The sequence below is a fragment of the Streptomyces sp. NPDC058086 genome, from assembly GCF_042885015.1.
Lineage (GTDB): Bacteria > Actinomycetota > Actinomycetes > Streptomycetales > Streptomycetaceae > Streptomyces.
Genome location: NZ_JBHVST010000126.1, coordinates 1 through 26,353, shown reverse-complemented (window position 1 = coordinate 26,353; position 26,353 = coordinate 1). Strand labels below are relative to the sequence as shown.

General features: G+C 67.6%; 27 protein-coding genes and 2 pseudogenes. 8 read left to right on the top strand and 21 right to left on the bottom strand.

The annotated features are described in order from the left end of the window. Window positions 1-321, top strand: a 321-nt coding sequence (locus ACFVWD_RS49995) for a DUF6009 family protein (RefSeq protein WP_389605200.1), incomplete at its 5' end; no start/stop codon positions are given. A gap of 128 nt (window positions 322-449) precedes the next feature. On the opposite strand, the gene ACFVWD_RS49990 is transcribed toward ACFVWD_RS49995, so the two are convergent. Continuing rightward, a protein-coding gene (locus ACFVWD_RS49990; RefSeq protein WP_389605198.1) for an IS3 family transposase occupies window positions 450-1,618 on the bottom strand; the annotation gives its coding sequence in 2 pieces (ribosomal slippage) (window positions 450-1,366 and window positions 1,366-1,618; 1,170 coding nt in all). Between the two features lie 370 nt (window positions 1,619-1,988). On the opposite strand from ACFVWD_RS49990, the gene ACFVWD_RS49985 reads away from it, so the two are divergent. Then, the gene (locus tag ACFVWD_RS49985; RefSeq protein WP_389605196.1) at window positions 1,989-4,826 is read left to right on the top strand and encodes a BTAD domain-containing putative transcriptional regulator; all 2,838 of its coding nucleotides are present in this window, start codon (window positions 1,989-1,991) and stop codon (window positions 4,824-4,826) included. Here the strand turns inward: ACFVWD_RS49985 and ACFVWD_RS49980 are convergent. The 3 genes from ACFVWD_RS49980 to ACFVWD_RS49970 all read right to left on the bottom strand — a co-directional run bounded on the left by ACFVWD_RS49980 (window position 4,801) and on the right by ACFVWD_RS49970 (window position 7,568). Continuing rightward, a complete protein-coding gene (locus ACFVWD_RS49980; protein WP_389605194.1) occupies window positions 4,801-5,805 on the bottom strand; it encodes a trypsin-like serine peptidase in 1,005 nt (334 codons plus the stop codon). The two genes, ACFVWD_RS49985 and ACFVWD_RS49980, sit on opposite strands and share 26 nt — an antisense overlap. Before the next feature lie 995 nt (window positions 5,806-6,800). Then, complete coding sequence (locus tag ACFVWD_RS49975) at window positions 6,801-7,427, bottom strand: LuxR C-terminal-related transcriptional regulator (RefSeq protein WP_389605192.1); 627 nt, start codon at window positions 7,425-7,427, stop codon at window positions 6,801-6,803. A gap of 9 nt (window positions 7,428-7,436) precedes the next feature. Next, on the bottom strand, window positions 7,437-7,568 hold the full coding sequence (locus tag ACFVWD_RS49970; RefSeq protein WP_389605191.1) for a hypothetical protein: 132 nt from the start codon (window positions 7,566-7,568) through the stop codon (window positions 7,437-7,439). A gap of 283 nt (window positions 7,569-7,851) precedes the next feature. On the opposite strand from ACFVWD_RS49970, the gene ACFVWD_RS49965 reads away from it, so the two are divergent. After that, complete coding sequence (locus ACFVWD_RS49965; protein WP_389605189.1) at window positions 7,852-8,004, top strand: hypothetical protein; 153 nt, start codon at window positions 7,852-7,854, stop codon at window positions 8,002-8,004. 271 nt (window positions 8,005-8,275) lie between these two features. Here ACFVWD_RS49965 and ACFVWD_RS49960 read toward each other — a convergent pair whose 3' ends face one another. Beyond that, window positions 8,276-9,034 (bottom strand): MBL fold metallo-hydrolase, encoded by a 759-nt coding sequence (locus ACFVWD_RS49960; RefSeq protein ID WP_389605188.1) that lies wholly within the window; start codon window positions 9,032-9,034, stop codon window positions 8,276-8,278. An 89-nt stretch (window positions 9,035-9,123) separates the two neighbouring features. Between ACFVWD_RS49960 and ACFVWD_RS49955 the strand changes: the two genes are divergently transcribed. Then, entirely contained in the window at window positions 9,124-9,723 is a 600-nt protein-coding gene (locus ACFVWD_RS49955; RefSeq protein WP_389605187.1) for a CGNR zinc finger domain-containing protein, read from the top strand. Window positions 9,724-10,699: 976 nt separating this feature from the next. Then, window positions 10,700-11,272, top strand: coding sequence for a hypothetical protein (locus ACFVWD_RS49950; RefSeq protein ID WP_389605185.1), 573 nt, complete (start codon window positions 10,700-10,702; stop codon window positions 11,270-11,272). Window positions 11,273-11,401: 129 nt separating this feature from the next. On the opposite strand, the pseudogene ACFVWD_RS49945 reads toward ACFVWD_RS49950, so the two are convergent. Further along, window positions 11,402-11,933 (bottom strand): annotated as a pseudogene (locus tag ACFVWD_RS49945) (transposase); the annotation flags it as partial. Window positions 11,934-12,121: 188 nt separating this feature from the next. On the opposite strand from ACFVWD_RS49945, the gene ACFVWD_RS49940 reads away from it, so the two are divergent. Then, window positions 12,122-12,310 carry a hypothetical protein gene (locus ACFVWD_RS49940; RefSeq protein WP_389605184.1) on the top strand — a complete coding sequence of 63 codons (189 nt, stop codon included), beginning with the start codon at window positions 12,122-12,124 and terminating at the stop codon, window positions 12,308-12,310. A gap of 145 nt (window positions 12,311-12,455) precedes the next feature. Here ACFVWD_RS49940 and ACFVWD_RS49935 read toward each other — a convergent pair whose 3' ends face one another. The 15 genes from ACFVWD_RS49935 to ACFVWD_RS49865 form a co-directional block, all read right to left on the bottom strand. After that, complete coding sequence (locus ACFVWD_RS49935) at window positions 12,456-13,112, bottom strand: zinc ribbon domain-containing protein (protein WP_389605201.1); 657 nt, start codon at window positions 13,110-13,112, stop codon at window positions 12,456-12,458. A 114-nt stretch (window positions 13,113-13,226) separates the two neighbouring features. Beyond that, entirely contained in the window at window positions 13,227-14,159 is a 933-nt protein-coding gene (locus tag ACFVWD_RS49930) for a hypothetical protein (RefSeq protein ID WP_389605183.1), read from the bottom strand. A 36-nt stretch (window positions 14,160-14,195) separates the two neighbouring features. Continuing rightward, window positions 14,196-14,417: a hypothetical protein gene (locus ACFVWD_RS49925; RefSeq protein WP_389605182.1), complete on the bottom strand. Its 222-nt coding sequence runs from the start codon at window positions 14,415-14,417 to the stop codon at window positions 14,196-14,198. After that, complete coding sequence (locus tag ACFVWD_RS49920; protein ID WP_389605180.1) at window positions 14,414-15,040, bottom strand: IS607 family transposase; 627 nt, start codon at window positions 15,038-15,040, stop codon at window positions 14,414-14,416. Before ACFVWD_RS49920 ends, ACFVWD_RS49925 begins: the two co-directional genes overlap by 4 nt. A gap of 24 nt (window positions 15,041-15,064) precedes the next feature. Further along, the gene (locus ACFVWD_RS49915; RefSeq protein WP_389605178.1) at window positions 15,065-16,759 is read right to left on the bottom strand and encodes a fatty acyl-AMP ligase; all 1,695 of its coding nucleotides are present in this window, start codon (window positions 16,757-16,759) and stop codon (window positions 15,065-15,067) included. A gap of 45 nt (window positions 16,760-16,804) precedes the next feature. Then, window positions 16,805-17,647 (bottom strand): SDR family NAD(P)-dependent oxidoreductase, encoded by an 843-nt coding sequence (locus ACFVWD_RS49910; protein ID WP_389605177.1) that lies wholly within the window; start codon window positions 17,645-17,647, stop codon window positions 16,805-16,807. After that, window positions 17,644-18,231, bottom strand: a complete 588-nt coding sequence (locus ACFVWD_RS49905; protein ID WP_389605175.1) for a methyltransferase family protein — start codon at window positions 18,229-18,231, stop codon at window positions 17,644-17,646. Before ACFVWD_RS49905 ends, ACFVWD_RS49910 begins: the two co-directional genes overlap by 4 nt. An 11-nt stretch (window positions 18,232-18,242) precedes the next feature. After that, complete coding sequence (locus ACFVWD_RS49900; protein ID WP_389605174.1) at window positions 18,243-18,494, bottom strand: acyl carrier protein; 252 nt, start codon at window positions 18,492-18,494, stop codon at window positions 18,243-18,245. Further along, the gene (locus ACFVWD_RS49895; RefSeq protein WP_389605173.1) at window positions 18,487-19,125 is read right to left on the bottom strand and encodes a 4'-phosphopantetheinyl transferase family protein; all 639 of its coding nucleotides are present in this window, start codon (window positions 19,123-19,125) and stop codon (window positions 18,487-18,489) included. The genes ACFVWD_RS49900 and ACFVWD_RS49895 overlap by 8 nt, the downstream gene beginning before the upstream one ends. After that, entirely contained in the window at window positions 19,122-19,685 is a 564-nt protein-coding gene (locus ACFVWD_RS49890; RefSeq protein WP_389605172.1) for a ferritin-like domain-containing protein, read from the bottom strand. The genes ACFVWD_RS49895 and ACFVWD_RS49890 overlap by 4 nt, the downstream gene beginning before the upstream one ends. A gap of 14 nt (window positions 19,686-19,699) precedes the next feature. After that, window positions 19,700-20,818, bottom strand: a complete 1,119-nt coding sequence (locus ACFVWD_RS49885) for an SDR family oxidoreductase (protein WP_389605170.1) — start codon at window positions 20,816-20,818, stop codon at window positions 19,700-19,702. Next, complete coding sequence (locus tag ACFVWD_RS49880; RefSeq protein WP_389605168.1) at window positions 20,815-21,732, bottom strand: aminoacyl--tRNA ligase-related protein; 918 nt, start codon at window positions 21,730-21,732, stop codon at window positions 20,815-20,817. Before ACFVWD_RS49880 ends, ACFVWD_RS49885 begins: the two co-directional genes overlap by 4 nt. Further along, complete coding sequence (locus ACFVWD_RS49875) at window positions 21,729-21,998, bottom strand: hypothetical protein (protein WP_389605166.1); 270 nt, start codon at window positions 21,996-21,998, stop codon at window positions 21,729-21,731. The genes ACFVWD_RS49880 and ACFVWD_RS49875 overlap by 4 nt, the downstream gene beginning before the upstream one ends. Continuing rightward, on the bottom strand, window positions 21,988-22,887 hold the full coding sequence (locus ACFVWD_RS49870; RefSeq protein WP_389605164.1) for a diiron oxygenase: 900 nt from the start codon (window positions 22,885-22,887) through the stop codon (window positions 21,988-21,990). Before ACFVWD_RS49870 ends, ACFVWD_RS49875 begins: the two co-directional genes overlap by 11 nt. Continuing rightward, window positions 22,884-23,708 (bottom strand): 3-oxoacyl-[acyl-carrier-protein] synthase III C-terminal domain-containing protein, encoded by an 825-nt coding sequence (locus ACFVWD_RS49865; RefSeq protein ID WP_389605162.1) that lies wholly within the window; start codon window positions 23,706-23,708, stop codon window positions 22,884-22,886. Before ACFVWD_RS49865 ends, ACFVWD_RS49870 begins: the two co-directional genes overlap by 4 nt. 516 nt (window positions 23,709-24,224) lie before the next feature. Here ACFVWD_RS49865 and ACFVWD_RS49860 point away from each other — a divergent pair. Both ACFVWD_RS49860 and ACFVWD_RS49855 read left to right on the top strand, forming a co-directional pair. After that, window positions 24,225-25,066: pseudogene (locus ACFVWD_RS49860) on the top strand (transposase family protein). A gap of 597 nt (window positions 25,067-25,663) precedes the next feature. Continuing rightward, a partial coding sequence (locus tag ACFVWD_RS49855; protein ID WP_389605160.1) for an aldo/keto reductase occupies window positions 25,664-26,353 on the top strand: 690 nt, incomplete at its 3' end.

Genomic DNA, 26,353 nt, shown 5'->3' with positions numbered 1-26,353 from the left:
GTCCGCCAGAGCCTGGACCGGCTCCCCACCCGCAAGGGAAAGCCGGCCTACCACCGCGACGGCCGCATGGTCGGCTACGCCCTCCTGGGCCCCACGGCCAAACCCTCCCGCGCCTCCGGCACGTTCCGCCGTCGCGTGTTCTGGCTCCTGCCCCACGACCGCGACAGCCAGCCCGAGGGCCTGTACGCCAAGAGCGCGCCTGCCGAAGCCGTCGACCCTCGCACCCTCGAACCCCGCGTCAAGGGCTACAAGACCGAACGCTCCGAAGGCGGCCCGCCCTCCAGCGCCATGCAGGAACTCGGCATAACGTTGCCGCTGTAGCAGATCACGCTCCTGCGTGACGAGTTCGCGAATCTGCACCAGGGCACGATCAACCACTGTCCGTGGAACGCACCCACCGCGGAGTGAGGGGCCCTGCGCTTCTCGGACAGCGGTGTTGAGGGTTCTGCCTATGCTGCTGCCTGCAACTCCTCGTACTGGGCGTGGACTTCTGCGGGAGTCTTGTAGCCGAGGCCGGAGTGGAGGCGTTTTCGATTGTAGAACATCTCGATGTAGCGGACGATCGCCCGGTGGGCGTGTGCGCGTGTTGGGAACGTAGTTCGGTGCACGAGTTCGTTTTTGAGGGCGCCGAAAAATGATTCAGCCATCGCATTGTCCCAGCAGACACCAGCGCGGCCGACGGACGCTCGCAGGCCCAACGAGCGGAGCTTGCAACGAAGTTCCCGAGACGTGTATTGGCTGCCGCGATCGGAATGAAATATGCAGCCCTCGGCGAGGTCGATGTTCCGGGCCGCCATGTCGAGTGCATCCGATATGAGAGAGGTCTTCATGTGGTCGGCCATCGCCCAGCCGATCACGGCTTTGGTGTGGCAGTCGATGACGGTCGCGAGATAGAGGAAACCGGCCCAGGTGTGAACGTAGGTGACATCGCTGACCAGTTTGCGCCCGGGAGCGTCAGCGGTGAAGTCGCGGGCCAGCAGGTCGGGCGTGGCCGGCGCCGCATCATCGGCGATCGTGGTCGCCCGCCAGGGCCGCGGCTGGCATGGCACCAGGCCGAGCTCGCGCATCAGCGCGCGGACCAGTTCCGCTCCGGCCTGCACGTTCATCCGCTGGAGCGCGGCGTGGACACGCCGGTAGCCGTAGGTCTCGTGAGAGTCGGAGAAGACCTGGAGGATGACGGTCCTCAGTTCCGCACGGCGCTTCGCGGTGGCCGACAACGGCCTCGTTCTCCAGTGGTAGAAGCCCGACGTGGATACTCCCGCCCAGGTGCACATCTGCTGCACGGGAAAGTTGTCGGCCTCGCCGTCGATGAACTCGTACTTCTCCGTCACCGGTATTCCTGGGCGAAGAAGGCCGCCGCTTTTCCCAGGAACTCGGTCTTCATACGGAGTTCCCGGTTCTCGCGTTCCAGTTCGCGCAGGCGGGCGCGTTCGCTGATGTTCAGGGGAATCTCCTCCCCGGCGTGCTCTTGCCGGTACCGGCTGACCCAGGTGCCCAGCGTTCCCTCGTTCACTTGTATCTCTCGGGCGACCTCGGCGATCGGGCGGGACTCCACGACCACCATCTTGACCGCCTCGTCCCGAAACTCAGGACTGAACTTCCTACGTTTCTGTGCCACGTGCTCTCTCCGCCGTTCTGGACTTCGATCCTATGGGGACCGCTGTCCGAGAACTTTGGGGCACCTCAGTCCGGGATGCCACAGCCGGCCCGCGGCTCCCGGAAGGCGATGGCTATCTCTCCGCCCTCATCAACTTCCGCTTCCTGGCGAGCGCCACCTGGACGACCGCCGAGGCCGTCACAGCGCTGTGGGGCAGCCGATGACACCGTGGACGATCGCGCAGATTCTCCAGACGCCCAATCATGGACCATCCGGTCGGCGGATCGTAGCGTCGCAGCTAGCCGCGCCGACGGCCGCAGCGACGTCATCCACGTCCAGAACACGCACCGGTGGAAGGCACCGCCCGCGGTACGAGCAGGGGAGAACGTGAATGGGGGAGCAACTTCGCTTCGCTGTTCTGGGGCCCGTCCGTGGCTGGCGGGGGCCGGACGAGATTGATCTCGGACCCCCGAAGCAGCGTGCCGTCCTCGCCATACTGCTGCTCGGCGAAGGCGCACAGGTCTCGGTCCAGACGCTGGTCGACGCCGTCTGGGGGACCGGATCACCGGGGTCCGCGCTGAGTTCGCTGCGCACCTACGTGTATCGGCTGCGTCAACTGCTCGGGCCCCCCGCAATCCATTCAGTGGGCGACGGCTACCAGATGTCCACCTGTCCCGACTCACTCGACCTGACCGCCTTCCGGCACCTCGTCGGCCGGGCGGACCAGGCCCGACGCGACAACGACAGCAAGGCCGCCGCCCGGTACCTGAACGACGCCCTCGCTCACTGGCAGGGGACAGCGCTGACCGGAATCCGCGGCGAATACGCCCAGGCACAGCGCGACCGGCTTGACCGACTGCGCCTTTCGGCCTTGGAGGCAAGCTTCGCGGTCCGGCTCGACCTGGGCGAGCACACCGACATCGCACGGGAACTGGCCGCTCTGGTGGCCGAGCACCCGATGGACGAACGGTTCCGGGAGATGCTGATGCTCGCCCTGTACCGGTCGGGACGCCAGGCCGAGGCACTCATGACCTACAGCGAGGCCCGCTCGCTTCTCGCCGACGAGCTGGGGATCGATCCGGGACCTGCACTGCGGCACATGCATGAGCGCATCCTGCGGGCAGACGTTGCGCTGACCACCCCACCGGCATCCACACACCCACCGCAGCAGGCGCCCCTTCAGACGACGCCCGCACAGCTCCCCGTCGATCTGCCAGCCTTTGTCGGGCGCGCGGCGCAGCTCGCCCAGGTCGACCTGATGCTCGACGGCGACGACGGAATGCCCGCCCACGTCGGCGTCGCAGTCATCACCGGCATGGCCGGAGTCGGCAAGAGCACGTTCGCAGTCCACTGGGCTCACCGCGTCGCCTCGCGCTTCCCCGACGGCCAGCTGTACATCAACCTCAGGGGTTTCGACCCGTCCGGACTCCCGGTCTCCCCGGACCGGGCACTGCGCACGGTTCTCGAGTCATTCGGTAGTGAACCGATCAGCCTGCCGCAGGATGCCGACGCACTCGCGGCCTGCTACCGCACACAACTCGCCGGGCGGCAAGTGCTGCTCCTGCTGGACAACGCCCGCGATGCCCAGCAAGTGCGCCCGCTGCTTCCCGCGAACCCCGGCTGCATGGTGATCGTCACCAGCAGGAACCGGCTGTCCGGCCTGATAGCCACCGACGGGGCCCACCCGGTCCACCTCGACGTGCTTACCCTCGCGGAGGCGCGTGACTTCCTCGCACGCAGACTGAGCGCCAACAGGGCTGCCGCCGAGCCGGCAGCCCTCGACGAGATCATCGAACACTGCGCCCGCCTGCCACTCGCCCTGTCCATCGCCGCCGCACGCGCGCTGGCCCGCTCGGCCTTTCCCCTCGCGACTCTCGCCCATGAACTGGCCAACGGCCAAAGCCGCCTGAACACCCTGAGCGGCTGCGACACGGCAGCCGACGTACGTGCCGTCTTCTCCTGGTCGTACCACGCCCTCACCCCCGCCGCCGCACGCCTGTTCCGGCTGATCGCCCTGTACCCGGGCCCGGACACCTCGCTGGCCGCCGCAGCGAGCCTCGCCGGCCTCACCGTCCCGCACACGTACCAACTGCTGACCGAACTGACCGAGGCCCACCTCGTGGACGAACCCGGGCCCGGCCGGTACGTCCTCCACGACCTGCTGCGTGCCTATGCCGACGAGCTGACTTGCGCCACCGACGCACCGGACGAGCGGCACGCCGCCCGCATCCGCGTCCTGGACCACTATCTGCACAGTGCGCACCGCGCAGGGCGGGCGTACTCACCCGACCGGCAGGCCATCGCGCTGCCCGCACCGTCCCAGGGTGTCCAGGCCGAGGAATTCCCGGAAGGCCCAGAACGCGCCGGACCAGCCGCAGCCTGGCTCGACACCGAACAAGCCGTGTTGATGGCGGCCATCAGAACAGCGGCCGCCCATGGGTGTGACACGCACACCTGGCAACTCGCCTGGGCCATCGGCCACCACCTGGACCGGAAGGCTCACTGGCACGACCTCGAAGCAACCCAGCGCATGGCGATGGAGGCGGCCAAGCGCCTTGAAGACCTCTGTGCCCAGGCACACGTCCATCAGAACCTCGCCCGGGCCGCGGCCTGTCTGGGCCGGGTCGAGGAGGCGCGCAACCACATGGAGCGTGCCGTGGAACTCTTCACCGCCGCAGGCGAGATGACCGCCTGCGCCGAAAGCCACCGGTTGCTGAGCTGGGTGGCCGAGCAGCAGGGCGACCTGGAGGCAGCGCTGTCCCACGCCGAGCAGTCCCTCGCTCGGCATCGGGTGACCGGCGACCCGGGCCCGCGCACCGCTGCGGCGCTCAACGCCGTCGGCTGGTGCCACATCCTGCTCGGACAGCACCCACAGGCGCTCGCCCATTGCCAGGAAGCTCTGGCCATAACAGAGGTTCACCACCGTCCCTACCTCGCAGCGGACATCTTGGACAGCATCGGTCTCGCTCAGCACCACCTGGGACGGCATTCCGACGCCGTCGCCAGCTACGAACAGGCCCTCGCTCTCTTCCGTAAAGTCGGAGTTCCTTATGCCGAGGCCGACACGCTGCGCCGCCTCGGGGACACCCACCGCTCGTCGGGCCAGGTGGAGCAGGCCCGCGCGGCATGGACTCAGGCCCTCGCCGTTCTGGAACGACTCGACCATGCCGACAAGGAGGCCGTCCGAGCCCAGCTCAAAGCCCTCACGACGAACCCACCTTGTCGCTGACGCGCCGGTAGAGCTCCTCCGCCGACTCGCCCAGACGAGGCCCGGCCAGCCAGGTGTTGTCGGTCGGCCCAATAGATGTGTTGCTCACCAGCGCCAGCCCGCTGGCCGGGCTACGAGCGAACCAGCCGCCCCCGGAGGAGCCCCCGGTCATCGTGCAGCCGATCCGGTACAACACTGGCTGCCCGGAACGGATCTTCAGACGCCCAGGCCTGTCCCGGCACGAGAACATCCGTTCTCCGTCGAACGGGGACGTGGCAGGGTACCCCCAAACCGCCATCTCGCTGATACGTGTCGCCGACGGAGCGCCGAACCAGACCGGCGCCGCCTGACCGATCACCTCCTGGAGCGACGCAGCCTCCCCCTGCCGCTGCACATGGAGCACCGCGTAGTCGAACGGTGAGCCGCTACCGCCGGAGGAGCCCCCCTCAGCGATCCACTCCGGAGCGACCTCCGCCCAGGTGGCCCACCACGTTCCAAAGGGCGCGATCTGCTCCTCGCCTGCACTCTGCCGGGTCGTTCCTTCGAGCCCGAGATTGTTGTACGAGGGCACGAAGACGATGTTGCGGAACCAGCCGCCGCCGGCCCCGCCGTGCACACAATGACCCGCCGTCCATACCAGCCCCGATCTGCCGGGGCGCGCCGGGTCCTCCACCACCGTGCCGGAACACACGCTCGGCCCGTCGGGGGTGTCGAAGAAAATCTTCCCCATCACCGCGGCGGTGTCGTGGTACGTCGCCTCCTGAGGCTGCGCGGGCACCGGGTCAGGCTCAGGGTCTGTCGTGTCGGCGTCCTCGCCGATGTCGTTCGACACACGGGTGTCCGCGGACCGGGCCTGTGCCATGCGCTGGATGCTCCACAGCCCTTCCACGACGGGGTTGGAGAAGGCCGACAGCCGTCCTGAGGAATCGCAACCGGCAACCCCCGCCAGGACGAGCAGCAGCGCGGTGACGCATGCAACGACGCGTGTAGGGCGGGTCAAGGGCATCCTTCAACTCGTGCGGAGCCCGGGGCGGGCGGAAGGCCGGGGGGAACAGCCCCGCCCGCCCCGGAGATCAGTGGTCGCGATCGGACACGGCGCTCACATGGCCCGCCCGATCGCCTGATTTCTGCTGCGCGTTGTTCTGCCTGGCCGTCCTGTGCGCTCGAAGCCACAGGGCCGACACAGCGTGCTGCGCGGCCTCCGAAGTGGAGCCGACAACCCCTTCTACGGAGCCGGTCCAGGCCGGGTTCTCCCGCAGCCGCCCGATACACAACCGTGATAGGCGACCACGCGGTCTCGGCCAGATGCGGACCTCAACCGGCCGGCCCGCCCCAGCGGCCACGGGCCGCAACCACTGTCTGCAACGCGATTAGCGGCCCGGTCGAGCACTCACTACCTTGCGCGATCTTCACTCTCGCCAGGCCCGGCCGTTTGCGTGGCCGACGGCTCCTGCTGCTCTTAGCCGGTGCCGGACGAGGCTGCCGCGGGTTTCCGGCCCTGGCTGCCGACGCCGTTGTCCAATCCATGTGCCTCTGCTCCACTCTCGTTTCGGGCCGCAGCAAGGCATCGCTCCGCCTCCCCACCGCGGCCGGTCGCACCGGCATGGGCCGGCCGTGATGGTCACCGGCAGACGGGCCCGGTGCACGCGAGCAGTGCCCGTCGCGTTTCCCCCGGTCGGGCGCGGCAACATGCCTCCGTTCGCCGGGGCGCTCGGGTGGTCTACGAGTGATCCAGGGGCGTGCGCCCGCTGCCCAGCCATGACGGTAGGAGTCCACGCGCGGCAGCTCGGCCCGGCCGCGCCGGACTCTGCCCGGCAGGACCTCGAATTCTTCCTCGCGTACGGCGGCGCAGACGAGCCGGACCGTGGTGTCCATGGTGGTGGGCAGCGGTCACTTTGAAGGTGTTGGCACGGGCGGGCCTGACGTGGCTGGCTTCTCGTGTCGCGCCTTCACCACAACTTCCGTCGCACGCAGCCGCAATTCGGTCACCACACCTCACAGGGTCCCGGAGCGCAGTGCGAAGGCGACCGCGTGGGTGCGGTTGCGCAGCCCGAGGCGGTTCATCATGCCGCTGATGATGTTCTTGATGGTGCGCTCGGAATAGTTGAGTTTCTGGGCGATCTCTGTGGTGTCCAGGCCGTCCGCGAGGAGCCGCAGTACATCCACCTCGCGAGCCTCCAGTCCCGACGGTGTCAGCCCCATCGGCCCCAGTACGTCGCGGTGTACGGCCACGATGTGGTTGATCAGCCAGCCCTGAACCGGGGTGGGTAAAACGCCGCATCCGTCGGCGACACCTCGGACGGCTTTGGCGATTTTGTCGAACCCCGCATCATGACGCCATATCACGCTGCGCACGCCGAACTGCAACGCCCGCACCACCTGACCCTCGCTCATATGTCCGGCAACCAGCACGATTCCCATACGCGGATTGACCGAGTCGGCGGCCACCGCTTCCATGAGCAGCATCGTCTCCTCGGTGACGTCCACCGTGAGCATCAGGACCACGTCCGCCCGCTCGTGCTCCTGCTGGTGCAGCACGGTCAGTCCCCGATGACTGCTCAGGCAGGAGGCGGCTCCCTCCCTGGTGACGGGGTCACTGGCGAGTATTGCGATCGAGATCATCCTCAGACGTCACTCGCCCGACAAGCCGACCGTAGCCTCGAACGCCCGTGCAACATCACCGACCGGAACCTTCGGCTCTGAATCGCGGTGTGTGACGTAGGTGTCGTTGGCCTCGTCGTTGATGTCGAAGAGAAGGCGCACGGTGAGACTCCAAGGGGACGAGAGCATCTGACGGGATGGCACAGCAGCCCTGCATGATCCGCTACGTTGTGCACTACGGCCCGCGGCCGGCCGCGGTTCTGCCGTCCGCGCTCCAGTGCCGCAATGCCTGGACCGACGAGCGCGACGCCCGCCTCGACCTGTTCCGCCGGCTGCACCTACAACACCCGACGCCGCCACTCCAGCCTCGGACAACGCAGTCCCATCGCCTCCCGGACCGTACTCGAAACAACATCAACTACCCTGACCCGAAGCCGCATGGCCCGTGTCCGAGATCGCCGGTCAAGGCGCGATGCCGGCCGACTTCCCGCGCTGGGGCCGCGTCTACGCGTTCTTCCGCCGCTGGCGAAGGCCGCTGCGGCGCCTGTCGCCCACACCCGACGCGTCCCTGCTTCAGCGGGGAACGAACTCCATCTGACGGTGTCATCAGCACCAGGAGCACAGCGGCATGCTCGGCGAGATCGGCGGGTCTTCCACCGGCGCCAGCGCCAGCCGCACATCGTCCGCTACACGCTCGGGGATCACAGAACGGGGCCTACATGCGCTGTCCGCGGTGCATGAGCCGAACGAGCATTCCGGCCCGCGGTGTTTCGCCGGGATGGCGGAACACCGCGGGGCCGTGAGGGCGATCCATCGGGGAGGCCGGCAGAAGTGACCGGCCTGATACCGCGGTGTGGGCCGGGGTTCGCTCAGTTCAGCTGGAGGCGGTCGGCCAGTCCCGCGGCGGTGAAGGCGGCCACCAGGTCGTCGCGGCCTTCAGTGAAGTGGGCCCAGCTGTCGAAGTGGACGGGGACGACCCGGCGTGCTCCGAGGAGCTGAGCGGCCTCGGCGGCCTGGGCGCTGTCGAGCACCACCGTCGAGTCGAAGAGGGGCAGGCGCGGAGCACCTGCGAAGAGAACGGCGGTGTCGACCGGGCCGAACCGCTCGGCGATCTCTTTGACGAGGGCGAGCGAGGCGTTGTCGCCGCTGACGTACACCGTGGCAAGGTCGGCTGCGGTGAGGACGAAGCCCACTACTTCGCCCGCTATCGGTTCGACATCTTCGCGGGCCCCAGGGCCGTGGATGGCGGGCACGCCCGTCACGGTCACGGTGCCGCCGTCGGGACGGTCCAGTTCGATGGACTCCCAGTCCGCAAGGCCCTTGGCGTTTGTGCCCAGTCGGCCGACGCCGCTGGGGGTGGTGAGGGTGAGGGGCACGTCGGCGAGGAGGGCCCGGCCGGAGCGATCGAGGTTGTCGGGGTGCTCGTCGTGGGAGAGCAGCACCACATCGATACGGCCGAGGTCCTCGGGCGCGGCGGAAGAAGGCGCGGTCTTGGTCAGGACCAGGCCGGGGCCGAGGGGGTAGTCGCCGGGGGCGTCGAAGGTGGGGTCGGTCAGGAACTTCAGCCCGCCGTACTCGATGAGCGCGGTCGGGCCGCCGAAAACGCGGACGGGAATCTGCTCAGGCATACAGAACACACCTCACGGATGGAAGGTAATTTATCCGTGAGGGACGGTAATGCTTCTCATGGATGAATACAACCCGTAGCATGAGAGTCATGGAAGAGACCGTGACCGCCGACCTCGTGCCGCCGCCCGCACCGGGCGCGGAGCACTACCCCGCCCTCGACTTCGCCAACAGTGCCATCGCTCTGACCGGCGGCCGGTTCCTCGACCTCCTCGGCACTCCCGCCGCCGCGAACCAATGGCTCACCGAACACGACCTCGCCCCGCCCGGCGCCGGACTGCAGGAGACGTGCGCGGCGCAGCTGCGGACACTGCGCGAGCAGATCCGGGCGCTGCTCGCCTCCCGAGCGGACGGGCACCCCGCCCCGCCGGGCGCTCTCGCCGCCATCAACGGCGCCCTGTCCAGGGCTCCCGCGGCGGCTCTGCTGCACTGGGACCCCATCCGCGGCCTGTTCCGGACCGCCTCGCACCCGATCACCCAGATCGTCGACCACGCCCTGGCCGCCCTCGCCGACAACGCCGCCGACCTGCTCACCGGCCCCGACGCAGAACGCCTCACCGCCTGCGGCTCCAGCCCCTGCATCCGCTACCTGCTGCGCCACGGGCGCCGCCAATGGTGCTCCACCCGTTGCGGCGATCGCGTCCGCGCAGCCCGCGCCTACGCCCGGCGCACTCGACTCGAGTCCCACTGAGACCGCAAGGCCGCAGCGGCTGATGGACCGCCGGGGCCGGGTGCCAGCCGAGATCGACATGGCCGAACTGTGGAGAGGCACGGCCGATTGCGCCGCCATCACCCGAGAATTCAGCGACGGCGGGCCAGTACGACATGGTCGTGGGACCGGACGGCATACGGTCTAGCCAGCGGGAGTCGGTCGATCCGGCCGCCGGTGCCCGCTTCCTGGGGCAGGTCTGCTTGCGTTTCCTGACCGATGACGCCCCGGACATCGACCGGTGGAGCGTGTGGCTGGGCTCGGGGACGGCCTTCCTGGCCCACCCCGTCGGCGGAGGCCCGACGCCGACCTTCCGCCGGCGACTGCGGGAGGGTTCAGTGCCGGGGAGCACCGCGCGCGGTGTCCCCCCGGCAGGCACGGCGACATACCTCCGGTTCTCCGGGGTGCGGGGTGCGGGTGCCGTCCACGGTGACCCGAGGCCCTGAGCGCTGTGCAACCACGACCATAGGATTCCCGCCGCGGCAGCGGCCCGGCTGCGCCGGATTCTGCCCGGCAGGACGTGGATTGCTTCCCTCGCGTACGGCGGTGCGGGCGCGGACGCGTCCTTCTCTGCATGACGGCTCTAGCATGCGGCCGCGGGAATTGGCGGTACGTCGGCAAGGGAATTCTGACGAGCCGCACCTTTCGGGTGCATTGAATGCCTCTCATGTCGAAGGAAACGAAGCTACGACCACTGTCCCGTCGATCACGCGAGGCCGCTCAAGGTCGAGCCGCCGGAGTCAGAACCGCAGCCAGCGGGAGGCGAGAGGGACGCCTGGGCTCTGCCGGTACGCCCCGCACTCGGCGGGGTTCGGCTCTGGTGATCGGTACCGTTCTGGGCATGGTCGTCACGGGTCTGACCTGGGTCGGCCCGACCACCTCTCCGGCTTCCGCGGCCGGTTGCATATCTTCTGGGACAGACGCTGATATCACCGCTGCACTCGTAGGCCCTGGAGACGTGGCGGAACTCTGCCCGGGCGCTGTCTTCAACCTCAGCAAGACCATCTATTTCACTGCCGCTCAGCAGCGAATCGAGACCCAGGGGCTGCCCACCGACGGGACCCGCGCCATCCTGCGGGTCACCAGCCCCACCCTGGCGATGGCCGTCTTCGGGCACGACCAGTCCGGCGCGGTTCTGCAGAACGTCGAAGTGGACGGCTCCCGCCCCCAGTACGGACGGATTCCCAACTCTGACGCGCTGATCGAGATGGGTGGCAACAGCACCGGCCAGGCCGTGCGCAACGTCTACGCCCACCACACCCGCGGCTGGTCGGACCTCCACCTGTTCGGCGGCGACTCAACCGGCGGCGTACCCGGGTGCCAGCAGGCCACGTTGTCCGGCAATCTGCTTTACCGAGGCCGGCACGGATACGCCGGACACATGGGCAGACGGCATCTCCCTGAACTGCCCCTACGGACAAAAAACTTCCGGGCGTTGCGGCCCGATCCCGTCCAGCGGATCGGTAAGACGACGAGCCCCACCATGATCAAGGGACCGCACCCGGCAGCCGAACCAGAACCTTGCCGCTGACCGGGCCGCAGTACAGAACGTACCCCCGAAGTCGTAACGGGAGATTCGCATGCCCGGGCCCCCTTGACGTCCTTGTGGTCGGAGCCGGTGACCCCGGCTTGGCGACCGCCACCGCTCTGCATCGCGAGGAGTAGGCGCCGCGTGCTCCTTCTCGGAGTGGCAGGTGACCAGGGTGAGTCGATGTCCAGGACCAGACCCGGCAGTTCGCGTCCGCCTGCACGGGAGGCCGGAATTGCCTCCCGCCTCTCGCCGGCTTGCAGCCAGGCGACCTCGCGGGCGGTGGCACGGGCCGCGCGCAGAGCGCCGAGTGCGGCCGGATCGATTCCCGCCAGCAGTCGACACGCGGTGGAATTGCACGCGACCGGGCCGAACACCTCGGCCTGATCGCGCAGCAGGGCCAGGTCGGCGATCGCCTCGCCGCCGTCGGCCAGCATCACCGCCAAGTCCACGGCGATTCGGCCGGGGGCGTGACCGATGCCGCGCGGTCGCAGTTGGCGTGGCCGTCGGTGAAGGCCGTGGTCAGGCCGGTGGCATCGGCGAGATCGGCCAGCAGCAGGGACCCGGCATGACTGACCACTCCGCGACCGTCGGCTGATACGACGAGCTTGGGACGCAACCCGGTAGTGTGCACGCAGAAAATGCCTTCCTGCTGTGGTGACAGAAGCCCTAGAAAAGCCTCATCATCCCAGCTCAGAAGGCACTTTCGCGTTTCCGCTCAAGATCCGGACGCCACCGTGCGGCGCTCTCTGCGCGAGACCAGGCGCTCCAGGGCATCAACCATCGCATCGCGCAGGCCGTGCAGATCCGCGAGCACCAGGGCGGCCCGGCGGGCCTGTTCCGGCACCGGGAGTGCCGGACCTGCGGCTCGACGCGTATCTGGACGCGTACGGAGGCCGTCTCACACCCGCCGTACAGCTGGAGCTGGTGCGCCAGCTCGCCGAGGCCGTCCGGTACGCCCGCAATCGCGAACAGTTGCGCCTGCCTGGCGTGACGACGTTCCTCTCCCACGCGTCGCTCTCCGTGGACGAACACAGATGAGCCGAATCGGCGTTCGCCGAGGCCCGGGACTGCGTGATCGTCTCGACCAGCAGGCTGTGACACCGCCGAGCTGTCGCTCTATCGGACCGGGTGGAGCCTGGGCAACCTGACGACGACAACTACCTGACTCATCAAGCGTCTCTAATCAGTTAAGTGAGCCCATGTCAGACGTGGTGTCTGGCGCGGGATCTGCCCACCGTGGATGGGTAGCGTGAGCGTGGAGATGGAATCCCGCGCCCAGTGCTGCCCCTCGCGGTCTGTGCCGGCTGGTGGGTGTGCTGATCGTCGTCACGCCCTGGTGCCGAGCCGCTGCGCGGGGCAGCTGGGTCCGGTCCGTGTGAGCGTGTCCCTCCGGACGCTTGCCCGCCGGACCCGAAGGGCCGGCGGGGGAGGGTGCCCTGCGTCGCCTGGGCGCGGGGCGTGCTGTCTGTCGCCGGGTGGGTCCCGTCTTGGACCGGACCCGGCTGGTCTTCGCGGTGGTCGGGGTGAGCACCGCGAAGGCTTCGAGTTTGTCTACCACCGCGCGGACGACCATGGCACCGCTGGCGCGTTCGGTCACGGTTTTCGCTTGGTGGGTGAGGCCACGTGCGGCGATGCGCATCCATGCGCCCAAGTCGCGGTCGCCCTGATAGCCGCAGGAGCCGCAGATGGCCCACTTCCAGCCCTGGGTGGTCGGGCGGTCGGGCGCTTTGCGGTGCCGCAGTGGTAGGAGGCACTGCGGGCAGTGCTTGGAGGTGTTCCGGGCCGGAACCCTCACGACGGCGATACCCACCTCGGCAGCCAGGTGTCGCATCCGGTCCATGATCTGCCCGCGCACCTGCTGGGACATCCGCGTGTTGATGCTGCGGCCCATGCCCTTGGCCTCCATCGAGCGAAGGTCTTCGACATAGATCACGGTTGCCGAGGCGGCGATGGCCTAATCGACACTCCAGCGGGCGGCGGCCCAGGCGAGGGAGCCGTTGAGGTTCGACCGGCGGTTGGAGACGTGTCGGATTTCGTGGGTGAGGGCCTGGTGCTTGGCGGACAGGGGATGTGCGGTGTTGCCGCCGGTGAGCTGCTGGTAGTGGTCGGCCTTGGCGTGCAGGCACTCGGACAGGCGGCGCAGGCGGTGCTGTTTTGCGAGGACACCTGCGGCGCGGAACATGCCCCCGGACCCGAGGGCCGTGATACGCCCGTCGTCGTGGAGCTGGACGGCACCAGCAGACAACAGCGTGTTAAGGCCCCAGTCCACGCCGAGCGCGACCGTGTGCCCGGTTCGCTGGGCCAGCGGGACGGCGTGGGTGTAGGCCAGATCCACCCGCACTCGGCCGCCGTTCATCCGCAGGGTGGGCAGGTGCAGCACCGAGTTCGCGGGGAGCGTGGGCGGCAGCGAGATCGGGCAGGCGACCCACGTCCAGTCCCGGTAGGACTGCGGGTCGGGGCGGGTGGGGAGCTGCAACCGCAGCAGCGCCCGGCCTGCTTCGTCGCCGCATTCGATGGTGGCCTGCTGCCCGTCGCAGGCGGACAGCAGCAGCATCCGGGCCATGCGGGGCGCGGCCTCTAGCTCGAACACATCGACTGGAAGCCGCCCGTACTTCCTGGCGAAGGCGGCGATCTGCCGGGTGCGGGACTTGATCACACTCCCCGGCAGAAACTGCCCGCCCGGCACCGCCTCACGCACCGCGTCCCATTCGTCCGGGGCGCGCTTGGCCGGGTCGGCGGGCCACGCCGCGAGCATCCCGGCGGTCAGGTCAGCACGCCACTTCGCCGACCGCAGCGTTCGCCCGGCTGTCTCTTGGGCCATGCGCACGATCCGGTCATTGACCTTGGCATCAGAGGTGACGGTCCAGCCCAGGCGGCGCAGCGCCATCCATGCGTTCGCGGGCAGCTTCCTGCCGCCCGCGTCTCAACCGGAGGCGAGTACGTCCATATCGGGGCTGTTCCAGTGGTCGGCCAGCAGGTCATTGACCATGCCGGACACCAGATCAGCACACCAGCCCACATGCTCAGCCAGCACCAAGGAGACAAGGAGCCGACCGGTTTTCTCATCAACTGCTGTACGCAGGACGGCGCGAGCGCAGGCGGTGCGGGAGGTCTCGCCCTTGGCGAGCGGCAGTTTCCGGCTCACGCGGCACGATCCCGGCTGGTGCATTGGCCGGTCTCGGCGAGCAGTCGCTTTCGGGCCTCCGCCGACCTCATGCCGTACAGGCGCCCGGCGAACGTGGTGACCAGCAAGACGAAGTCTTCCAGGAGCTCATCCCTGCCGCCGGACTTCTTCGGGTGCAGGACTTCTAGGCTGACGCCGTACACAGCGAACAGGCGCTTGAGCCAGCCGACGCCGAAGCGGGCCAGCCGGTCCTCATGCGTGACCCGCACCACCGTCACGGTCCCATCGGAGACCATCGCCAGAACCCGGTTCAAGCCAGGTCGGTTCTCACGCAGCCCAGAGCCACGGTCCTTGACGACCTTCACGACCTCGCCCGTGGACGTGGCCCGCAACTCCTCTTCCTGCGCGCCCAACGACGATTCCCCTCCGGACGAGCCCGAGACGCGCACATACAGAACCTCCCGCCGGGGGCGGGAGATTGTGGAGTCGCTGCCACGTTTCATGTTCTCCACATCGACCGAGGAGAACCGACGCTCACGACCGACCCAGGAGAACGGGATCTTGCCGTCGATAGCCCACTGACGAAGCGTCATGGGGTGGATACCCAGACGCTTCGCGGCCTTGGACATACGCAGCAACTCCATGCATGCAACTATACATACACAACACTAGGGATAACTAATGAAGTTGATGAGCTTCGCAGGGAGGGGCTGGCTGCTTGAGAGATGTCGAGCAGCTTCTGCCCGGCGCAGTTTTCCGGAGGGGGTTTTTGGCAAACTGCCTGCCTCGACGATTCGCACGGCGGCCGGACGCACGCCCACGGCGTCCACCGTACGGCTGATGATCTCCTGGGCCAGCTGCAGTTCGGCGTCGGCGTTACCGGCGTGGGGGGACTCTGCGATGATGGCGAAGCCTTCTCGTCTGGTTCCGGCGTCGAACCGGACGACGGCAGCGTTGCCTGCGCGGACACCTTCGACGGATCCCACGACGCGTTCGATGTCGGTGGGATAGATATTGCGGCCTGCCATAACGATGACGTCCTTGCTGCGCCCGCAGATCACCACCTCACCGTCGGCGAGGTAGCCCAGGTCCCCGGTGTGCAGCCAGCCCTGCTCGTCCTGGGTGGTCAGCGGACCGTCCACGGTGAGGTAGCCGGGTGTGACGGACTCCCCGCGGACGAGCAGTTCTCCGACCTGCCGTGCGCCGAGTAGGGTGCCGTCGGGGCTGGCCACGCGCACCTCCAGTCCGCGCAGCGGTGCTCCGAGGCGGCTGAATTGTCGTGTGGGTGAGCCGGTTGCGGCGGGCACGGCCAGGTTGTCCTCGTCCAAGCGGCTCGCGTCCACCACGTCGACGAGCAGGCCGCCGGCAGTCTGTGCGGCACTGACGGCGAGGGTTGCTTCGGCCAGTCCGTAGGCGGCGAGCATGCACTCGGCGGGTAGGCCGAACCGCGCGCCGACTTCGGTGAAGCCGCGGATGACGGCCTCGTCGATGGGTTCGGCGCCGTTGAGCGCGATGCGCAGCGACGACAGGTCGAAGGTGGTTGAATCACGTACTCTGGCCAGCTGTTTGCGTAGGAGCGCATAGGCGAAGTTGGGGGCGCCGGTGATCGTTGCGCGGTACTTGTCCAGAAGGGTGGGCCACAGCAGGGGCGAGCCCAGGAAATCAGCTGGGGTGATCTTCAGCAGCTCCAGGCCCAGCGTCATGGGCAGGGTCAGGAACGCGATCATGCCCATGTCGTGGAATAACGGCAGCCACGACATCATCACGTCCTGGTCGGGATCGAGGTGTCCGCGTTCGGCGATGGCCGTGATGTTGGCGAGAAGGTTGCCGTGGGTGATACGTACTGCTTTTGGCACCGCCGTGGTGCCGCTGGTCAACTGCAGGAGCGCGGTGTCCTGCTCTCCGGACTCCACGGGGATCGCCGTGGCGTGGGGCTGAGGTGTGTCGACCGCCTCGGCCAGGAGCTGGTGGCGGATGCCCTTGTCCGCGAGCATCGATGCGACAGGAGCGAAGGACGTGTCGAGCAGCACGACGTCGGCGCTGATCATCTCCAGCACCTGCAGGGTGCCGTGGCCCCACTCGTCCAAGTCAGTGCGTGGTGTGGGCTGGTGCAGCATGGTGACGCTGCCCCCGGACAGCCACACACCCTGCACCGCGGGGGCGACCAGCTCGGGCTCGGCGGCGAGCACCGCGACGGCGCCACCGGGGCGCAGCCCCTTCGTTACCAGGGCGGCCGCCACTCCGCGCGCTTGAGCGTGTACCTGTCCCCAGGTCTGCCTGCGCGGGTGGTGGGGCTCACCGGTCACGATGCCGCGGCTGGTGTGCTGGGCGGTGGCGACCAAGGTGTCGACGAACCGGCTCATGCCGGTACCTCTGCAGGAATGTTCATGAGACTGCTCCTGTGATAGTCAGGCCGTGGGGCCTGGGAACTGTGTCCGGGTGATGGCGTCGATCGCGGCGTCCGGCAGGAACCGACGCAGCGCGATCAGGCCGTGGGCCATGACGCCGATCGGGTACCGAGCGCGGGGCCGGCTGCGGACGGCCGCGCGCGCGATGACCTGGGCCACGCGGTCGGCACTGAGGGCCATGCTCAGTCGTTTCGGCTCGTACGCGGCGCTCACCCTGGCCTCGACAGCCGCGTGGAAGCGGTCGTAGGGGCCGCCGTCCGGGGGTGGGATCGTGGCGTTGATTTTCGTCGGGAACGGAGTGCGGATGGGACCGGGCTCCACAATGACGACAGTGATGCCCAATCCGCGCACCTCCAGGCGCAGCGCGTCCGACAGCGCCTCGACCGCGTACTTCGAGGCGTGCAGGAATCCCGCTCCTGGTAGCGAGAAGTGCCCGCCCATCGAGGACACGTTGACGATCCGGCCGCTGCGGCGGGCCCGCATCGCCGGCAGGACCATCTGTGTCAGCCTGGCCAGGCCGAAGAAGTTGGTCTCGAACTGTCTCCGGGCGTCGTCGACGCTGACCGCCTCCACCGCTCCCTGGATGCCGTAGGCGGCATTGTTCACCAGGATGCCCACAGCGCCGTGGTCGGACTCGACATGCTTGACCGCAGCGGTCATGCTGTCCTCGTCGGTCACGTCCAGGGCCAGGGTCACCGCCCCGGCCTGGTCCAGCTCCGACAGCGTTCCGACATCGCGGGCGGTGGCGTAGACCGGGTGCCCGGCGCGAAGAAACCGCCAGGCGGAGGCCTGGCCGACGCCGGAAGAACACCCGGTAATCAGAACTGCGGGCCGTGCCGTCATGCCCTTGCCTCCTGGTCGACCGGCCGTGTCCACCGGGGGAGGAAGCGACCGGTCCTGGTCATGTAGTCGTGGTACTGCGCGCCGAACTCCGATGCACGAAGCTTGTGTTCCTCCTTGGCCGCCACCACGTTGAGCATCACCGCCATGTAGATCAGCAACGCCAGCGTGATCCAGTGCGGGAACGCCAGCAACGCTCCGGTGAACGCCAGCAGGAAGGACGTGTAGAACGGGTGCCGGATACGGCGGTACGCGCCCCAGGTGACGATGTGCTGGGGATCGTCGTTGCTCTGGTGCCACAGCGCGATCGGCACCCAGTGTGTGCCGAGGGTCAGCGCGATCAAGGCGATCGACCCCGTGAACAGTACGATCGCGACCAGCCCCGTTACCGGCAGCCAGGCGGCGGGCGTCACCGGTCGCAAGTCCAGCAATTGACAGGCGACGACCAGTGTGGGGCACAGTCCGACCGGCAGCGCGGTCGACCACCAACGCACATTGAAAGTTCCGCTACGCATGAAGAACACCCTGGGCAACGCGGTGATCAGGGCGAAGTCGAGTAGCAGCAGGAGCAGGACGGCGGGCTTCATCGAGGCCGGCCTCACTGCCCGCTGGGGCTGGACACCCGGGAGAAGACCAGTTTGGCGAGGTCACCAAGGGTGCGCACGTCGGCGAAGTCCTCCCGGGAGAGCAGGATGTCGTAGTCTTCCTGCAGGTCGACCACCAACTCCACGGTGGTCATGCTGTCCAGCGCAAGGTCGGACATGGTCATGTCCGGGGTGAGCCTGGAGGCGGGCAGCGCGATCACCGATGCGATCTTCTCGGTGAGTTCGGCAAAGTTGTGGTCAGCCACGGGTGATTGCTCCGTTCTGGGACAACAGCACCGCGACGGTGAGCACACCGCCGGGCAGGTCGAGACTGAGATATCGGAAGGCGGCCACGTCGGACCCGGCCAGCCGTGCGACGCCGCGACGGGCCAGCGGCAGGTCCAAGGTGTACCGGCGCAGGTCGATCCCGGTTTGGTCCGGGTCGGACTTGTACAGCGCCTCCTTGGCCGTCCACATGCGCAGCAGCTCCGCCCGCTGCCGCGGTGCGGGCAGGTCCGTGAGAGCCTGCTGCTCGTGCTCGGCCAGGAACAGCAGCGCGGTCTGCGGGGCGGGGCCGGGGCTGTTCTCGACGTCGACGTCGACGCCGAGGCCGAGGACAGCGCGGCTTTCTCCGCCGACTGCAGCCGCGAAAGCGCATTCGCCCGCGTAGGACAGGGAGGCGCGGGGGTGAGGAAAGGCGTAAGCCGAGGTGTCCTCGGGTAAACCCGCGCTCGCCAGGGCCCTGCGTAACGCCCGACGTGCCGTCAGCCAGGTGCGACGGCGGGGCTGAGACGGCAGCCTGGTCAGTTGTGTGACCTCGCCGTCGGTGAGGTCCGCCACCGACATCGGGACGTCGCTGGCCGCCAGCCGCAGCATCACCCGGTCCGGCGCTGTCACGGCGCCCCCGTGTCACCGAGGAACGACACTCGATCCCCGTATTCGGCCAGCGTCTTGGCGTAGATCTCCTGGTCGGCCTCGGCGAACCGCTTGATCGTGGCCTCGATGTGATCGGCGCCGTAGCGGTTGGCCATATCCTGCAGGGCGTCATGCGCGTACTGGATGTGCCAGCGCTCGTCCCGCATGATCTGTTCGATCGTCTGGCGAATCCTGGGGTGCAGATCAGGCACACGGAGCTGCCGGTGGTACTGACCGATCACGCGCTTCTCCAGGACCTGCGTGATGGCCATGACTTCCATCATGTTGTTCGGGGTGCCGATCGCCTCCAGGTACTGGTCCTGGTAGGACTCGCGCATTTTGATCGGGAGGGAGTCCAGATCGTTGATGCACTCGTTCCAGTAGCGGGCGTGATTGGCCTCGTCGGCGAAGTGGTGGGTGACCTCGGCCTGGAGCTTGCCGGGCCGCACCATGCGGGAGACCCGTCCGAAGAACAGGGCGGCGTTGATCTCCGAACTGCGATAGTAGCTGAGCAGCCATCGGTCGTTGTCGGACAGGGACATGGGAAGGATTCCCTTCAGGAGGCGAGTGAGGCGTGGGGACGATCGCCTGGCTTACGCCCCCAGCGGCTGTTCACCAGCGACTGACATACGGCATGGACCAGCGCGCGGTTCGCGAACGCGGTGGCGCCCGGCCATGTCTGCACCAGCCGAGTGTTGAGGAATTGCTTGGGACGGAACATTTGCTCGGCGAACGGGGCGACCGAGCGCAGCGCGCCCGCCGCGGGACTCGCGCTCAGCGTCTCTGTCGCCGCCACCAGATGCCGGAAGGTCTCCTGGTCGCAGAACTCCGGTCGCAACAGCCGCCTGCGGGCGAAGGAGTCATCCGTCGCGAAGACGTCGAACACGGTGTCGATCGCTTCGCGCAGGCTGATGGCCTCGTGCGGCGCGGGCGCCAGGTGGTAGACGCCGGTGGGGGTGTCCGGCTGCGCAAGGTGCACGAGGGCACCACTGGTGGCGGCCGCGGTGGCCAGGTAGAGCCGGGTGTCGGGGAGACCGGGCACCACAGTGATCAGGCCGTAGAAGAACAGCTTGAGCGTGTTGTGGAAGGCGTTGTACTGGGTGACGTGCCCGTGGTCGTCGTCGGCAACGATCGTCGACAGCCTGGCGACCGTCAGTGGCAGCTCCGGAAAGCGTTCGGCCAGCAGGAGTTCGGCCTCGCTCTTGGACCATTCGTAGTGATTGGCGAAACCGGCGTCGCCCGCGAGTATCGTCTCGCGCACTTCGCCTGTTCTGCATCCGGCGCTGACCAATGTGGACATCAACACGAACCGGTCCAGGGCCGGACAGGTGACTGCGTACTCCGCGACCCGGGCTGTGCCCTCGACGTTGATCCGCCGCGCGTCGTCCCTGGACTGGTTGAACGCGGTGCGTGCGGCCGCGTGGACGATGGCGGTGACAGTGCGGGTGACTCCGGACAGCGGGGCGTCATCGGTCAGGTCGGCAGGGACGACCTCGACCCGTTTCTTGTGTGTGTCCAGTACGGACGCCAGCTGGTTCCTCTTGGCGTCCAGCTCAGCGCGGTCAGCCGCCCGAACCGTGAGGACCAGCCGGTCGTCGGTGTCGGTCAACAGGCGCTGTGCCGTATGCAGGCCAAGGTAGCCGTCGGCACCGGTGACCAGGGCGAGACCGCTCATGACGCCTCACCACCGACGGCGGTGAATGTGCTCGGCCAGTTACCCGGATCGGTGCCCCAGTGGTCGATCAGCGCACAGAGCCACCGCTCGATGCCGAACGCGACGCAGCCGCTGGTCGCGGGACGACCGTCCCGGCTGATGCCGTACGCGTCACCGAAGTGGTCCTCGTGCATGTTGACCGAGGCGATGGCCAGGTCCTGGTAGCACGCCTCATGCTTGGTCGGGTGGAGCTTCTGCGCCAGGTACCGCGGGTTTGCAGTCGGGTCGAAGAACGGGTCGGTCGCCGCCTTCCACTCCACCGACAGGCCCAGTAGGGCGATGAGCTCGTCGACCATTGCGCGGGTCTCGGAAAGGAAGTCCGACACCTCCTCGCGGGAGCCCACGCAGACGATTTCCCGCATCTGGAAGCTCCATTGACGACGTAGCGGCGCGAAGTACGCTTCATGCCGGAAGCAGGTGTTCCGGGTGGTGACTTTCAGCGGTGCGGACAACTCCCGGTCGCGGTGGTGGACATAGACGTGATAGCAAGCTGCTGGGGTGAGCACGTCGCCCGGCGTGGTCAGCTGGGCATGGTGCAGCGCGGCCTGCGGGTCCTGCCGTGCGGCCGCGGTGAACGTCTGCAGATGATGCGCCGCCGGGTTGAGCGGGGCCGCGAAAGTCACCAGGTGAGGAAAGGATAAAAAGTAGTCCACCGGGGACAGGTCCATGGCCGGCATGAGCACAGGGTGGTGCTCCGGCTCAGCGGCCCAGCGCGCGGCCATTGCCAGGAATGCCTGGTCGCATTCCCTGGCCAGCGCGAGCAGGGGTCCGGTGAGCGTGGCGTAGCCGCGGTCGCTCCACCGCAGGCCGATCCGGCTGAGACTGTCGGCCATGCCTTTGTCCGTGGTCTGTGCGGGCGACGACAGCGTGTTCATGAAGACCTCCCCTCGGTCGAGGTGTCACCGGGGTCCAAAAACTTCGCGGCGATGGTTGTCACGTCTTTGAAGTCGCCTGCGGTCAGGCCCTCCACGTCGATCGGCTGCCGACGCAGCCCCTCCAGCAGCAGAATCAGCTCTGGGATATGCAGCGACGTCAAGTGCCGGCCGGCCAGCAGGGGCAGGTCGTCGGTCAGCCCGCCCGGCGGCAGATCCCTCGCCTTGGCGGTGATCCAGCTGCGCAGTTGCTTGAGCTCAGAACGCATCGTTGGGTTCCTGGTCGAGGATGCCGGTGGACATGAAGAATCGCAGGCACTTGGCGGAGATCTGGCTGCGGTGCGCGCGTTGGGCCGGATCGGCCCAGGCGTCCTGTGCGACCTGCCAAGGGTCGTCGAACCCCGCATCTGCGTAGACATCGGGGTTGTAGTACTCCTGCCAGGTGGTGACGAAGAATTGGCTGATGCGGGCACGGACGTCGGCAAGGGTGACGGTGTCCCACCGGGGTGCGTAGGCCTGCCACAGTGCCTGCACGATGGCCCTGTTGAACACCAGGTGCCGGCTCTCGTCGGCATGGTGGGCGTGGTTGATGAACCGCGCCAACTCGTGCAGGCGGACATCTTTGGCCTGCAGCACGTTGTAACGGTCGGCGTGCTCTTCGAACAGCAGCGCTTTGGCGAAGAACAGCACGTCCGCGACCGACCGGTCCGTGCCTTCGGCGAACGGCACGTGCCTGCTGCGGTACAACTTGGCGTACCGGCGGCAGAACCCGCCGAAGTAGACGCTGTGCTTGTTCTCCTCGTCCAGGAAGTGGTGCAGATAGTCGGAGATCTCCACGAGATCGCCTCGGTACATGCGGGTGGCCAGGCCCGCCATCAGCGACTTCTCCCCGTGGATGTTGAGGCTGAAGAAGTTCGCCGCCTCCCGGAAGGCGAGTTGCCGGGCCCTGGTATCGGTGAGTGGGAGCTCATGGCGGGTGCCGTGCAGCGAGGTGAGCTCCGGGGTGAAGAACCAGTCCTGGTCCGGGGCGACGGCTTCCGGCCAGGTGATCGTCTCGTAGGGGTTCTTGTACCGCGTCCGGGACTGCTCGGTGAGTCGGTCGACGGTGCCCATGATCGCGGCGATCGCCGTGCGCAGTTCCTGGTGTTGTGCCGTCATTCGATGCGCTCCGTGGCCTGCAGGATCGTGGCCTGCCAGTTCAGCCCGTGCCCGGCCATGACGAGCAGCACGTGCTGCCCCGGCCGTACGGTGCCGGTGTCAAGCAGCGCCGAGAGGTTGATGATGTTGTCCGCGGAGATCGCGTGTCCGATCTCGCCCAGCGTGGTCTGACAGACCCGGTCGCGATTGACGCCGAGCAGACGGGCTGCGATCGTCCACGCGTTGTGGTTGGTGTTCTGCGGTACCACCCAGTCGATGTCGCTGATGTCCAGCCCTGCGCGGTCCAAGGTCTGCCGGACCAGGTTCGGCACGTAGGAGAAGAACAGGCCCACGGTTTCGTCGTCGGAGGCTGCGTGGAGTCCACCGTTGGTGATCTGGTGCCACGCGACGACGCGGAACCTGCCCGCGGTGGCGGACACCAGGCATGCGGCGGCTCCGTCGGAGACGAGGTTGTAGGACTGCTCATAGAGCGCGCCGTCGGGGAACCGGTCGGCGGTGACGCACAGCACCGTTCGCCAGTCCGGCTCGGACGCCAGCAGCGCGCCTGCCAGCCGCAGAGATCCGAGCAGCCCGGTGCAGCCCTGTTGGGTCAGCCCGAACACAGCGGCTGAGTCCAGGCCGAGGGCGGACTGCATCCTACTGGCGGGGAAGTCCATGAGGTGCTTGACGTCCCTGGTCTCCGACCACGCTGTGACATCACCGGCGTTGCCGTTGTGCGGCAGGCAGGTGCTGTAGACGATCGCGTCCACCGTCTCCGGCAGCGACAGGGACTTGACCGCTGCCCAGGCCAGGTCGTACGCGTACTGCTCCGGTGGGCACACATGGTGCCAGGCAAAGCCGGCAGAACTCAGGTCTGCGACGGAGGATCGCAGGCGGGCCGCCTCAGCCGAGTCCGCCAATGCACATCGGGTGGCACCGAGGGAGTACGCCATGTCGCGTAAGAAAAAGGGATTCACGTAGCACAGTTCCAAAATTTGAGCTGAACCTTCGTCAGGGCGCCTCGCTGCAACTTCAGGCGAGGCCCAGGGGCACCTCGGATTACCTGGGACACCTCTATCCGCTCATACCGCCGAGTCGGCGAACGATCACGGGCGCTATTGCAGTCACGATGAGCGGTACAAGTGCTGTAGGGCACAACTGCCCGTTGGGACAGAGGAGTTACCCGGGTCTTCATAGTTGAGCGGTGCCGAGGTAACCGCGGGCTCGGCGGGTGGTGACGCATGTTCAGTGAGCTGTTGCCGGCAACGTGCCGTGGCGGTGCGTAAGCGGGACGAGCGTGGCCGCCCGCGGACAACAGCAAAGCCCCTGGTGGGAGCAAGTCGACCAAGATCAAGTCCATGCACCGGAGGCTTCGCTTGTCGACCAATGTCACATACATCGCCACCCTCACCTTCGACCGGGAGACCGTCTGGTACGTGTCCCGCCTGCTGGCCGCCGAGCGCCGACGGCTCCGACGCCCGCCGGAAGACCCGGCTGCCGACCCAGTTCCGCCAGGCGATCCTGGTGCTCCGCTGGTTCGTCGAAGGCACCCGCATCGCCCGACTCGCCGGCGACAACGCCCTGCTGACGCGCACCTGCTACCGCTACCTGCACGAGGGGATCGACGTGCTGAAAGTCCGGGTACCCACCCTGGAGCAGGCCCTGGCCGCGGCGAAGGCCGCGGCCATCTGCTGCTGGACGGCACCCTCGTCGAGACCGACGCCTGCCACGTCCCCGGCCCCACCATGGGCGTCGACCTGTGGTGGAGCGGAAAGTACAAGCGGCACGGCGGCAACATCCAGGCCTCTCCGCCCCGGACGGCTTCCCGCTGGGGACCTCCCCGGTCCGTCCCGGCCGCGAGCACGACATGTCTGCAGCGCGCACCCATGGCCTGCTCAACACGCTCGATGCGGCAGCCGCCGACGGCGGCCCGCTGGTCATCACCGACACCGGCTACGAGGGCGCCCCGGCGAGCTTCCGCGAGCCGTCCAATAAGCCCCAGGGGGGCGAACTCGCCGTGGAACAGGAGCAGTTCACCAAGACCGTCGGTGCGATCCGTTCTATGACCGAGAAGGCAAGCGCCGACCTGAAGACCCGCTTCAATGCCCTGCGGTATGTCAGCCTCGACCCGTGGCGCATCGGCGCCGTCGTCGCTGCGGCCCTGGCCCTGTTCCACTTCGCGAAGAGTCGTACCGCATGATGCGGTCACGGAGCGCCACCAACCGTTGATGGCAACAGCTCATTGAACTTCCGAGCGATCGCACTCCGCTCCTCAGGCGTCCTCCCCGCATGGACTATCCGAGCGATCTCACTCGGCCGGCTCCGCTGCTCAGGCGTCCAAGGTGGCATACGACTCCCATCTAGGTTCTCGAGATCCTCTTCACCAGAACACAACGCATCTGCACTGGCATCAGTTCGACGAAATCCCGCCAGTGAATTTCGCTGAATGGCCAGGGTCGAGGGAGTGTCTAATGACCTTGTTGGTGTGATGTCGTGGCAGCCGGGCATTCATGATCCACCCGAGAGTGCGTTCGACGCGCAGCGGCGCGGGAGGACGATGAACCCGTTGCGGCCTCTTGTCGGCGCAGTTCCGCAGAGCTCCGCCGCACAGGCGATTGCGAGGCTGGACGGTTGGCCGCGGTCCCCTTCCGTCTGCTGGCCACCATGGATGAATGCGCAAGTTCTCCGGACGCTTGATCATGGTCTGCCCGGCCGGCCGCCCGTAGCGTGGCAGGCACCTGTGCGGAGGGCCGCAGCGCCGTCAACGACCAGCGCACGGATCATCGGAAGGCGGTACATGCAGTACGAGCAGTTGGGTGCCACGGGGGTTTTCGTGTCCCGGATCGCTTTGGGGGCGATGACGTTCGGTGGGGCGGGGACGCCGCCATGGAGTCTGGTCGGCGGTCTGGACGAGAAGGCAGCGGACGAGCTGGTGGGTCTAGCTCTGGATGCGGGTGTCAACCTCATCGACACGGCCGACATGTATGCGGCGGGGGAGTGTGAGGAGATCCTCGGCCGGGTGGTGGGCTCAAGGCGCCGTGACGTGCTGCTGGCGACCAAGCTGTTCGCCCGCATGGGCACTGGTCCCAACGACCTTGGTCTGTCGCGGCTGTGGGTCACCCGGGCGCTGGAGGACAGCCTGCGCCGGCTGGATACCGACCACATCGACCTGTACCAGATCCACAGTTTCGATCCGCTGACGCCGGTGGAGGAGACGCTGGCCGCTTTGGACGACGCGGTCCGGCAGGGCAAGGTCCGCTATATCGGCGCGTCGAATCTGGCGGCGTGGCAGATGATGAAGTTTCTCGGTGCCTCGCAGGTGCGTGGGCTGGAGCGGTTTGTGTCCCAGCAGGTGTACTACTCGCTGGCCGGACGGGACATCGAGCGGGAGATCCTGCCGATGGCGGTGGACCAGAAGCTGGCCACGCTGGTGTGGAGCCCGCTCGCCGGCGGGTTCTTGTCCGGCAAGTTCGACCGCCATGGCGCC